This window comes from Mesorhizobium sp. M7A.F.Ca.US.014.04.1.1 (assembly GCF_003998745.1).
GTDB lineage: Bacteria > Pseudomonadota > Alphaproteobacteria > Rhizobiales > Rhizobiaceae > Mesorhizobium > Mesorhizobium ciceri.
Genome location: NZ_RZRW01000161.1, coordinates 1 through 10,734, shown reverse-complemented (window position 1 = coordinate 10,734; position 10,734 = coordinate 1). Strand labels below are relative to the sequence as shown.

Genomic DNA, 10,734 nt, shown 5'->3' with positions numbered 1-10,734 from the left:
GATTGTCGCTGCGGTTGCGGCGGCCGCCTCGCCGTTGCGGTCGATGATCGCCACCTTGGCGCCTTCGGCGGCGAACAACTCCGAGGCTGCTCCACCCATTCCCGTCGCGCCGCCCGAAATGATGGCGACCTTGCCGGCCAGTCTTGTGCCCATTTTTTTTGCCCCTTATGTGACGATTTCGCTTTGCTGGTTGGGTGATGCTACCGCGCCGGCGCCGGGCGGCCAATCCACGAATTGAGTGCCGCGAGGGCAAGGCCATAGGTCCATTCGGACGCAGACCCGAAAACGGACGCGCCATACGGATCGGCCGCCCGAGTGCCCCTGTAAGCAAGTGGCTACCAACTTCCCGTCACCTAAGAGAAAATTATTCTAGATTTGACCGAAAAATAGCAATCGACAAAGTCTACAAGTTTTATAGATTAACAGACGAGACGGAGGTCGATATGTCCTATATCCAGAACGCCCAGACGGATCGCAGTGGTCAGCGGGCGGCCAATGCCCAGACCTTCCGCCCGGCCTATGCCGGGGCTTTCGCCTATCTCGTCTTTGCCCTTGCGTTCGTGTTCACCGGGGCCGTTGTTCTGGGTCTTATTCCCTGAGTCGTCAGATCGACCGGGGTTAGCTGCCCCACCACTTACAGGCAATTGGAGTTGAATGAACCGAATCCTCGGCGTGCTTTCGCGCGCCCGACACCACGGAGGACATGGCAATGCCGATCGAGTTCACGCATATTCCCGGCAAGACCGCCGATGCCGCGGTTCCCTTTTTCTACGACTTTGCCGAGACCGCGACCAAGCTCGGGCTGATCGAGGACGGCGGCTTCCGCAAGATCGTCGTCGACGATTCGGCCGGACTGCTGACCAACATGGATCTTGCGGCCCAGGTGCTCGATCGCACCTCGTCGCTGGAAGTCGTGCTCACCCATTGGGCGGGCGTGGTCGAACCGACTGTGGCGGCCCGACAACTGGCGTCGATCGACAGGCAAAGCGGCGGACGCCTGGCGCTGAGAATGATCAGCGAGCCGCTGAGCGATGCCGACGCCGAAACACGGCCGGTCGGGCACACCGTCATCTGGCAGCGAATAGACGAATATCTGGTGCTGCTGAAGCGGCTGTGGTCGAACGACCGGCCCTTCGACCACGAAGGAACGTTCTACAGCATCAAGGGCGGCTACGTGCCGCGCAAGGGACCGCACGGCGCCGACCTGGTCATCCGCATGGGCGGGCAGTCCGGAACGGCGCTCAAGGTGGCCGGCCGGCATGCCGATGTCTTTGAACTGGCGCCGGGCTCGATCGACGAGATCCGGCAATTGATGGAGCGGGTGCGTCGCTCCGCCGCCGAACATGGCCGGGCCGGCAAGCTGCGCTTCGCGCTTCCGGTCGGGATTCACCAGGGTGCTTCCGCCTCCGGCCACAAGGCGGTCGATGTTGCCGGGCCGCCAGCCCAGGCCGCCCTGTCGCTGCTTGCCTATGCAGCCCTCGGGATCGATGAATTCATGATTGTCGGCGTCGACACGCCACGCGAGATCGCAACGCTCGGCCGGGAAACGATCGCCCTGCTGCGCAATTCGCTGGCGCGTCGCGAACACGAGGCATTCCAGCCTGGAGCATATGCGTCTCGTGCAGGATTGGAGACGCGCGCAACGGGCTGAAGTCCTTCAGCCTTTTGTTGCCTCGGGCCTGTCGCCAAGCCGCGACAGGCCTTCAATGACAGCGCCCGAATCCGCCAGCGCGCCGAAGACGCCATCTTCGACCGTCACCATATGAAGCGCGGCCTCGTGGGCTTGTTTGTCGCCGCTGGCGCAGGCGTCGGAAATCGTCAGGCATTGAAACTTGCGGTCGCAGGCTTCGCGCAGCGTGGTGTGGACGCAGACATCCGTCGTGCATCCGGAAAACATGAGATGCGTGATGCCTTGCGCGCGGAGCACAAGCTCGAAATCCGTATAGGTGAAGGCGCTGTTGCAGGTCTTGTCGACGATGATGTCGTGCGGTGCCACGTCGATCTCCGGAACGATCTGGAACCCCGTGCCCGAGCGCAGCAGGATATCGGTGCCGTCGAGACCGGAGCGCTTGCGGCGCCATTTTTCGTAAGGCGTCATATCGGCCATGTCGGCCCTATAGCCCTGCCTGGTATGGATGACCCTGACGCCGGCCCTGCGCGCGGCCGCGATCAGCCGGCTCACCGTCGGCAGGATCGCCCTCAGAGGCGACGGGTCATAGCCCTGCCTGGCGAAGTAGCCCGTCGTCGACAGGAAATCCTGCTGCAGGTCGATGACGATCAGCGCGGTGTTTTCGGCCACCAGCCTGCCGTCAAAGGGAAAGTCGAAGGGCGTTGCCTTGATCATCCGGGGGCTCCCTGCTTGGCCGCTACCATAGTGGATCAACGCGATGACACCAGATGCTGGGCGTCGTGCAGGCGTCGATAGATGCCGCCGGCACGGATCAGTTCGCTGTGCGACCCCTGCTCGACGACGCCCGACTCCGAGACGACGACGATGCGGTCGGCGCCGCGGATCGTTGCCAGCCGGTGTGCGATGACCAGCGTGGTTCGGCCCTCGGCAAGTTCGGCCAGCGACTTCTGGATTTCGCGCTCGGTCTCGGTGTCGAGCGCCGACGTCGCCTCGTCGAGGATCAGGATCGGCGGGTTCTTCAAGAACATACGGGCAATCGCCAGCCGCTGCTTCTGGCCGCCGGACAGTTTTACGCCGCGCTCGCCGATGATCGTATCATAACCGGCCGGCAGGCCTGATATCATGCCGTCGAGCTGCGCCCGCCGCGCGGCATCGGCGATGGCGTCGTCGGAGGCGCCGAGACGGCCATAGGCAATGTTTTCGCGGATCGAGCCGCCGAACAGGAAGACATCCTGCTGGACAATGCCGATCTGGCCGCGCAGCGAAGCGAGCGTCATGTCCCTGATATCGATGCCGTCGATGCTGATCCGCCCGGCGCTGACTTCGTAGAACCGCGGCAGCAGCGAGCATATGGTGGTCTTGCCGGCACCTGACGGCCCGACGAAGGCGATGGTTTCGCCGGCGCGGATGGTGAGATCGATATCCCTGAGCACCGGCTTGCCGTCGCCATAGCCGAAGCTCACACCGCGATATTCGATGGAGCCCTTGAGGCCGCTGGCGGTAACGGCACTGGGCCGGTCGGCGATGTCGGGTTCGGTGTCGAGCAACTCTGTGTAGCGGCGGAAGCCGGCAATGCCTTTTGGATAGGTCTCGATCACCGAATTGATCTTCTCGATCGGCCGCACGAAGACGCCGACCAAAAGCAGGAAGCCGACGAAGCCGCCATTGCTCAGGCCTCCCGTAATGACGAGGTAGCTGCCGGCAATCATGACCACGAGCTGGATCAGCCTTATGCCCATGTAGTTCAGCGAATTGCTGGCCGACATGATGCGGTAGGCGTCGAGCTTGGTCTGGCGGTAGCGCTGGTTGTCATGTGCGAACAGCGTGCGCTCATGCTCCTCGTTGGCGAAGGCCTGGACGACGCGCATGCCGCCGACATTCTCCTCGATGCGGACGTTGAAATCGCCGACACGCCGGTAGAGCGCCTGCCAGTTGCGCTCCATGCGGTCGCCGTAGCGCATCGTCACCCAGGCGATCAGAGGCACGATCACCGCCGTGATCAGCGCCAGATGCATGTTGACCGTGAACATCAGCACGAAGGCGCCGGCGAACGTCATGATGGCGATGAACAGGTCCTCGGGGCCATGATGCGCGATCTCGCCGATCTCCTCGAGATCCTTGGTGACGCGACCGACGAGATGGCCGGTCTTGTGGTTGTCGTAGAAGCGGAACGACAGTTTCTGCAGATGATCGAAGCTCTTGCGCCGCATCTCGGTCTCGATGTTGATGCCAAGCATGTGGCCCCAATAGGTGACGACCGCCATCAGCACCGTGTTGAGCAGATAGATTACCAGCAGCCCGGCCGAGGCGATGATGATCAGCGTCCAGTCCTGCCGTGGCAGGAGCTGGTCGACGAAGGTGCGGACCGCCATGGGAAAGCCAAGTTCGAGCAGGCCGGCCAGCACCGCGCAGGAGAAGTCGAGCGCGAACAGCCCCTTCCAGGGCGCGTAATAGGACAGGAAACGTCTGATCATCGAGGTGAACCGCAAGCTGTCTTGATGGACGCGGCGAGGGCACCGGCCGCCATCGATGGGCGCTGCTTACAATCGGCAGGGCAGGGCCGGCAATATGCCAGGGCCGACTTCATTGCCTGCCTTTCCACATCAGCGCCATGAAATAGGGGCCGCCGACGAAGGCGGCGATGAGCCCGGCCGGCACCTGCCAGGGAAAGATCAGCGTCCGGCCGGCCCAGTCGGCGGCAACGAGGATCAGCCCGCCTGTCATGGCCGAGGCCAGAAGCTGCGGCACGGCACGGCGGAAGCCGAGCATGCGCGCGAGATGCGGCGCCATCAGGCCGACGAAGCTCAGCGGGCCGATGACCAATGTCGCGGTTGCGGTGGCCAGCGCGGTAAGTGCCAGCAGAATGGCGCGAACCCGTCCAAGCCGCAGGCCAAGGCCACGCGCGGCAGTTTCGCCGAGCGGCACTATATCGAGCCAGCGCGCCGTCAGCGGCGCCAGCGCGAGGACGGCGACCGCGACCGCAGCGGCAGTGAAGGCATCATTGGGCGTTGCGCGATAGGTCGATCCCGATAGCCAGGCGAGCAGGAAGCCCGTGCGCGGATCGCCGCTGGCCAGAAGCAGCGCGGCGAAGGCCGACGCGACCGTCGCCACGGCGACGCCGGCAAGCAGCAGCCGCGACGGCGACAGTGCATTGCGCCGCCCGACCAGCACGACGATCGTCAGCGCCAGCAAGGCGCCCGCGAGTGCGGCGCCGAGCATTGCCGCGCGGTCGAAGCCGTCGCTGAGCAACAGCAGCGCGAGCACGCCGAAAGAGGCGCCGCCGGAAATGCCGAGCACTTCGGGTGCTGCCATCGGGTTGCCGGTCATGCGCTGCATCAGCGTGCCGGCGACCGCGAGCAGGACGCCCGCCGACAGGGCTACGACGACGCGAGGCGCGCGCAGGGCAAGCAGCTCGGTCAAATCCTCGGATGCGATCCAGTGCCAACCGCCTGCGCCACGGCCAAAGCCCATTGCGACGACAACCGCGAGGATGAGCGCCAGCAGGCCGGCGATCAACGGCAGGCCGTTTGTCGGCAGGCGTACGGACGACATCATATCGGCCTGCCTTTCGGGGGTGGTTCGCATTCGCGGCAACAGGAACAGCAGCAGCGGCGCGCCGAGCAAAGCGGTCGCGGTGCCGGCGGGGATTTCGCCGGCGAACGGCAGATGCTGCACCAGGCGGTCGGTGAGCCAGAGCAGGGCGCCGCCGACCAGCGGCGACCAGACCAGGCGGCGGCCAAGCGTGCGCGCTCCGGCCAGCCGCGCCAGCGCCGGGGCAGCGAGCGCTACGAACCCGATGACGCCGACCTCGGCGACGACCAGCGCGCCAAGCGAGACGGCGACAGCCATGCCGGCAAGGCGGATGACGGCCGGGCGGGTGCCGAGCGATGCCGCGCCGTCGTCGCTGAGATCGAGCAGGCGTAGCGGTCGCCAGAGCAGGAACGCGGCGCAGATGCCGGCCAGCAGCCACGGCGCCAGAGCAACGACGGCCGCATCGCCATTCTGCACCAGCGAGCCGCTCTGCCAGATGAACAGCTCCTCGGTGTATTCGCGGTTGAGCGCCATCAGCAGCGCGCCGGCCGAACCGAAAGTGAGGCTGACGACGAGGCCGGCGATGATGATCGACACTGGCGAAAAGCTGCGCCCGCGCGCCAGTGCGAAAACGGCTGATGTGGCGAGAGCGCCGCCAGCCAGCGCCACCCCTTCACGGCCGCCTTCCAGCAGCCATGGTGCGTAGAGGGTGGCGGCCGCCAAAGCGAGGCTTGCTCCGGCATTGGTGCCGATCGTGGTCGGCTCGGCCAGCGGGTTGCGCAGCACATGCTGCATGACGACACCGGCGAGACCGAGCGCCGCGCCGGCCAGCACGCTGACGGCGACACGTGGCAGGAAAGCATAGCGATACAGCAACTGCACTGGATCGGATGTGTCGGGGGCGGTGAGCGCCTGCCACCACAGGTGCGCCGGCAGAAGGTGGATGAGATCGATGACGCTCAGCACCAGCGCCAGCCCCGCGGGCACGGCAACTAGCAGGATGAGCGCGCCGATGCCGTCGCGCTGTCGCGGCAGGGACATTGCCTGAGCGATCATGCTGCTGCCACGAATTCGGCGAAACGCGCGGCAGCAGTGAGACCGCCGAACGGCCAGACCGGCGGAATGGTCCGCACTTGGCCGTTCCGGACGCAGGGCAGGTTGGCCCAGAGCGAGTTGCGGGCGATCCTGATCCTGACGTGCGGCGGGATCGGATCGAGCGAGATCAGTTGCGCCTCGCCGACGGCGACCAGTTCCTCGATGCCGACCGTCGAAAAACCCCATTCATTGGTGGCGCCGGTCCAGGCATTGACGAGGCCGAGCCGGTCGAGGACGTCCTGCAGCAGGCTGCCGGCGCCGTAGACGCGGACATGGCGATCGTCGAACATGCTGACGACGCAGACCGGTTTTTGCACCGCCCGCTCCAGCCTGGCACGCGCTTGGGCGATCGAGGCTTCGATGCGCCCGACAAGGTTTTCTGCTTCCGTCCCACGGCCAAGCATGTTGCCAAGCTGCAGCGTCACCTGCTGCGCCTGCGCGTAAGGTGGAGCCTTGCCGCTGTAGAACGGCACATTGAAGGTCGGCGCCAATCTGGTGAAGCTGTTCTCGTCCAAGCCATAGCCATAGGCGCCGACGATCAGGTCGGGCCGCAATTCCCGAAGCAGTTCGAGATTGGGCTCGCTGCGCGACCCCAGGTCGATGGTGGCCTGCGGCAGCGCCGGGCCCTGGACCCAGTCGCCATAACCCCTGGTGTCGCCGACGGCGAGCGGCGACACGCCGAGCGAGACCACCATTTCGGCCGATGTCCATTCCAGGCAGACGACGCGGGCAGGTGCCGCGCGTGCCGTGCCGCCCGGCAAAGCGAGACCGGTCGCGGCGAGGCCGGCAAGATACTGGCGCCGTGTCAGCGCCGCCATTTTGGGCCGGCCCGCCACATTGCTTCTACCATGTGTATTTCACCGAACCGTTGATCCTGCGGCCCTCGCCGTAGAAGCAGCCGAAGCCCGAGGAGAAGCAGGAGGCGACGTAGCGTTTGTCGAACAGATTGCTGGCATTGAGGCTGAGCGTGGCGTTCTGCCAGGCGTAATGCACCGCCGCGTCGGCGAGCACGACCGACGGAACCTTGAAGCTGTTGGCGTCGTCGCCATAGGTCGAGCCGACATAGCGGACACCGGCGCCGAGGCCGAGACCTTCGAGCTTGCCGCCCATGAAGGTGTAATTGGCCCAAAGCGATGCGGAATGGGCCGGCACGCCGAAGGGCGTGTTGCCCTCGTTGCTGACCCAGACGCCGTTGACATCTTCGACAGCGGTCGCCCTGGTGATCTTCGTGTCGAGATAGGTGTAGGCCGCTCTCAGGTCGAAGCCGGAATCGAGGCTGGCAACGGCCTCGAATTCCACGCCGCGCGAACGGATCTCACCGGTCTGGAACAGATCGTTGGGCGAGCCCTCATTACCGGAACGCACGACATTCTGTCGGGTCAGGTCGAAAACCGATGCCGTAATGAAGGAGTTCCAGCCGGTCGGCTGGTATTTCAGCCCGATCTCGTATTGCCTGCTGGTCTCGGGCACGAACAGATTGCCGTCGCTGTCGGCGCCGGCCACGGGCTGGAACGATTCGGAGTAGCTGACATAGGGCGCAAGCCCGTTGTCTGCGAGATAGACCAGGCCGGCGCGGCTGGTGAAGGCGTTGTCCTTCTGCTCGGGAATGTAGCCGCCGGCCAGATTGTCGTAGACCTTGGCGTCCGACCAATCCTGGCGGCCGCCAAGGGTCAGCCGCCAGTTGCCGAACTTGACCTGGTCCTGGGCATAGAGACCGACCTGCTGCTGGGTGGTGTCGGTATCGGTGTAGGGCGTCAGATCGGTGATCGGGTACCCGTAAACCGGATCGAAGATGTTGAAACCGTCCTCGACGGTCCCTTCCGAGGCATAGTCGCGGTAAGTGTAGCGTTTGTAGTCGAGGCCGACGAGCAGCGTGTGGGCAAGCGGCCCGGTGTCGAAATCGGCTTGTGCCTGGTTGTCGATGGTGACGCCGCTGAGTTTGGTGCCGCCGGCATCTGCATAACGGTAGTAGTCGCCGCTTGAAGGTTCCAGGCCGTTCGAGTCCGTCAGTCCGCCACCAAAGACGCCCTCCTCGGTGTGGGTGAGGTGGACGTAGCGGGCATGCTGTCGCACCTGCCAGGTTTCGTTGAAACGGTGATCGAATTCGTAGCCGATCGAGGCCTGGTCGTTGTTGTAGGAGTCGAAGCCGGGTTCGCCGACGAACATGCTGTTCGGCAGGTACTTGCCGTCCTTGCCCGGTATGACCGTGCCGTAGGCAGGCAGGTACTGCATCGCCCATCCCGAGCGGTCGCGCTGATAGTTGGCGAGGATGGTCAGGCTGGTGTCGGCATCGGGCTGCCAGGTGATCGCCGGGGCGATGAAGATGCGGTCGTCCTTGACGAAATCGGTCTGCGTGTCGCCCATGTGAGCGGCACCGGTGAGGCGAAACAGCAGCGACTTGTCGGCGTTCACGGCACCGCTGAAATCGAACTTGCCTTCATAGCGATTGAAGCTGCCGCCACCGAGTTCGATCTCGCGCAGGTTTTCCTCGGTCGGCCGCTTGCTGACATAGTTGATGATGCCGCCGGGGCTAGCCTGGCCGTAGAGCACCGACGCTGGTCCGCGCAGCACCTCGTAGCGTTCCGCGCCATAGGAATCGAGTGCGGTGAACAGGATGAAATTGCTCTCCTTGAGCTGCAGCCCGTCCCTGTAGAAGACGCCGTTGGCGTTCGAAATGCCGCGCAACTGCAGGCCGAGGCCGCGATTGTCGGTGCCGTAGAGATCGCCGGTGGCGCCGGGCGTGTAGCGCAGAACGCCGCCGAGGTTGTCAATCGCCTGTGCTTCCATCTGGTCCTTGGTGATCACCGATATCGACTGGGGCGTCTCGATCAGCGGCGTGTCGGTCTTGGTGCCGGTGGAGCCCTTGGTGGCCACGTAGCCCTTGACCGGCCCGAAGGCGCTTTCGACACGTTCCTGGACGTTGATCGGGTCCAGGGTGGTGGTGACCGTCTCCTGGGCCAGGGCATGGCCGCAGCCAAGCAGGGCCGGCACCGACACCGCTGCGATCAGCAGGCGCTTCCGCGCCATCCGGTCCTGCCAAATCAGTCCACGTCCCGAGATCATCCTGCGCCCCCTTTTCCAAATTTCATGTCGATATTGCCGGTCGCGACGATTTGTTGATCGTTGCAGTCATCTTCAATGTTGACTAGTAAGGTCATGTTTCATAGTCAACCGGGCATGAGCCGTCGAAAGCCGGAATCTGGAAATGCGGGCGGCCGCACTGGAGAAAAGCCATGAGCATGGCTGGAATTGATGCCCAGACTGCCTTCCATATCGACGCGGTGCGCTTTGCCGTCGGCGAGCGGACGCTGCTCGGTCCGGTCTCGCTCGAACTGCAGCGCTCGCGCGTCTACGGGCTGATCGGCCACAATGGTTCGGGCAAGTCGACGCTGATCAAGCTCATGGCGCGCCAACAGCCGGCGAGTTCAGGCGCCATCACTTTCGCCAGGCGTCCGTTGCCGCAATGGGGCGCCCGCGAATTTGCCCGCGCGCTTGCCTATCTGCCGCAGACGACACCGGCGGCGACCGGCCTGACCGTGCGCGAACTGGCGACGTTGGGACGCTATCCCTGGCATGGCGCGCTTGGCCGCTTCCGCGCGCAGGACAGGCAGCATGTCGACGAGGCGCTGGCCCTGACCGACATGGACGGGTTCGCGGATCGGCTGGTGGACGAATTGTCGGGCGGCGAGCGCCAGCGCGCCTGGCTCGCCATGCTGGTGGCGCAGAACGCCGGCGTCATGCTGCTCGACGAGCCGATCTCGGCACTCGACATCGCCCATCAGGTCGAGGTGCTCGGGCTGGTCAAGGAACTCAGCCGCAAACGCGACCTCTGCGTCGTCGTCGTGCTGCACGATCCCAACATGGCGGCGCGCTACTGCGACGAACTGATCGCGCTCAAGGACGGCAAGCTGCTGACGCGCGGCACACCCGGCGAGATCATGCGCAGCGATGTTCTGAAAGGCATTTTCGGCGTGGAGATGGGCGTGTTCGCGCACCCCGTCACCGGCCAGCCCGTCGGCTATGTGCAGTGACGAGATCTGGTGCGGCGGCGGGAAATAGAAGGCGGCTGGCCGCTGTGAGAACAAGGAAGAAGCTGTTGTCGAGAACTGGTTTGTTGGCGGCGTTGGTCGCATCCGTCATCCTGTCGGCCGGCAGCGCGATGGCCCAGGAGCAACCGGCCGGTGCCGCGCCGGCGATTGATGCCCCCACCCCGGCTGCTCCCACGGCCCCAGCGCCGATTGCGCCGGCGCCCGCCGCACCGGCAGTCGCTCCGCCGGCCACGATGGCGCCTTCGCAGCCAGGCACCCAGCCGAACACAGCCGCGCCAGCCGAGGCCGGACCTTCGACGGCGATGGAATTGACCTTGCCGCATGACCTGTCGCCATGGGGCATGTTCATGGCGGCCGATATCGTCGTCAAGGCGGTGATGATCGGGCTGGGCTTTGCCTCCCTCTGCACCTGGCCGATATGGCTGGCCA

9 protein-coding genes and 1 pseudogene are annotated in these 10,734 nt (G+C 64.8%); 4 read left to right on the top strand and 6 right to left on the bottom strand.

Annotated elements, in window-relative coordinates:
- Nucleotides 1-153 (bottom strand): SDR family NAD(P)-dependent oxidoreductase (locus tag EOA22_RS13380; protein ID WP_127390014.1); only part of this gene is annotated, 153 nt, incomplete at its 3' end.
- Nucleotides 154-443: 290 nt separating this feature from the next.
- Between EOA22_RS13380 and EOA22_RS13375 the strand changes: the two genes are divergently transcribed.
- Both EOA22_RS13375 and EOA22_RS13370 read left to right on the top strand, forming a co-directional pair.
- Nucleotides 444-599, top strand: a complete 156-nt coding sequence (locus EOA22_RS13375; protein ID WP_013528960.1) for a hypothetical protein — start codon at nucleotides 444-446, stop codon at nucleotides 597-599.
- Nucleotides 600-709: 110 nt separating this feature from the next.
- Entirely contained in the window at nucleotides 710-1,651 is a 942-nt protein-coding gene (locus tag EOA22_RS13370; RefSeq protein ID WP_013528961.1) for an LLM class flavin-dependent oxidoreductase, read from the top strand.
- A gap of 6 nt (nucleotides 1,652-1,657) precedes the next feature.
- On the opposite strand, the gene EOA22_RS13365 is transcribed toward EOA22_RS13370, so the two are convergent.
- From EOA22_RS13365 to EOA22_RS13345, 5 genes are all read right to left on the bottom strand, one after another.
- Nucleotides 1,658-2,344 (bottom strand): isochorismatase family cysteine hydrolase, encoded by a 687-nt coding sequence (locus EOA22_RS13365; RefSeq protein WP_063169486.1) that lies wholly within the window; start codon nucleotides 2,342-2,344, stop codon nucleotides 1,658-1,660.
- A gap of 35 nt (nucleotides 2,345-2,379) precedes the next feature.
- Complete coding sequence (locus EOA22_RS13360; RefSeq protein ID WP_063170398.1) at nucleotides 2,380-4,104, bottom strand: ABC transporter ATP-binding protein; 1,725 nt, start codon at nucleotides 4,102-4,104, stop codon at nucleotides 2,380-2,382.
- A 109-nt stretch (nucleotides 4,105-4,213) separates the two neighbouring features.
- The gene (gene fhuB / locus EOA22_RS13355) at nucleotides 4,214-6,202 is read right to left on the bottom strand and encodes a Fe(3+)-hydroxamate ABC transporter permease FhuB (RefSeq protein ID WP_245478633.1); all 1,989 of its coding nucleotides are present in this window, start codon (nucleotides 6,200-6,202) and stop codon (nucleotides 4,214-4,216) included.
- Nucleotides 6,203-6,213: 11 nt separating this feature from the next.
- Nucleotides 6,214-7,074 carry an ABC transporter substrate-binding protein gene (locus EOA22_RS13350; protein ID WP_063169484.1) on the bottom strand — a complete coding sequence of 287 codons (861 nt, stop codon included), beginning with the start codon at nucleotides 7,072-7,074 and terminating at the stop codon, nucleotides 6,214-6,216.
- A gap of 25 nt (nucleotides 7,075-7,099) precedes the next feature.
- Nucleotides 7,100-9,283, bottom strand: coding sequence for a TonB-dependent siderophore receptor (locus tag EOA22_RS13345; RefSeq protein WP_244514244.1), 2,184 nt, complete (start codon nucleotides 9,281-9,283; stop codon nucleotides 7,100-7,102).
- A gap of 212 nt (nucleotides 9,284-9,495) precedes the next feature.
- On the opposite strand from EOA22_RS13345, the gene EOA22_RS13340 reads away from it, so the two are divergent.
- Together EOA22_RS13340 and EOA22_RS13335 are read left to right on the top strand one after the other, a co-directional pair.
- The gene (locus EOA22_RS13340) at nucleotides 9,496-10,287 is read left to right on the top strand and encodes an ATP-binding cassette domain-containing protein (protein WP_063170397.1); all 792 of its coding nucleotides are present in this window, start codon (nucleotides 9,496-9,498) and stop codon (nucleotides 10,285-10,287) included.
- Nucleotides 10,288-10,352: 65 nt separating this feature from the next.
- Nucleotides 10,353-10,734, top strand: a pseudogene (locus EOA22_RS13335) (tonB-system energizer ExbB); the annotation flags it as partial.

Excerpts from the sequence above, each read along its gene's own strand:
- fhuB (WP_245478633.1), bottom strand. The coding sequence starts at position 6,202 with ATGTCCCTGCCGCGACAGCGCGACGGCATCGGCGCGCTCATCCTGCTA.
- EOA22_RS13365 (WP_063169486.1), bottom strand. The coding sequence starts at position 2,344 with ATGATCAAGGCAACGCCCTTCGACTTTCCCTTTGACGGCAGGCTGGTG.
- EOA22_RS13340 (WP_063170397.1), top strand. The coding sequence starts at position 9,496 with ATGGCTGGAATTGATGCCCAGACTGCCTTCCATATCGACGCGGTGCGC.
- EOA22_RS13370 (WP_013528961.1), top strand. The coding sequence starts at position 710 with ATGCCGATCGAGTTCACGCATATTCCCGGCAAGACCGCCGATGCCGCG.
- EOA22_RS13350 (WP_063169484.1), bottom strand. The coding sequence starts at position 7,074 with ATGGCGGCGCTGACACGGCGCCAGTATCTTGCCGGCCTCGCCGCGACC.
- EOA22_RS13345 (WP_244514244.1), bottom strand. The coding sequence starts at position 9,283 with ATGGCGCGGAAGCGCCTGCTGATCGCAGCGGTGTCGGTGCCGGCCCTG.
- EOA22_RS13375 (WP_013528960.1), top strand. The coding sequence starts at position 444 with ATGTCCTATATCCAGAACGCCCAGACGGATCGCAGTGGTCAGCGGGCG.
- EOA22_RS13360 (WP_063170398.1), bottom strand. The coding sequence starts at position 4,104 with ATGATCAGACGTTTCCTGTCCTATTACGCGCCCTGGAAGGGGCTGTTC.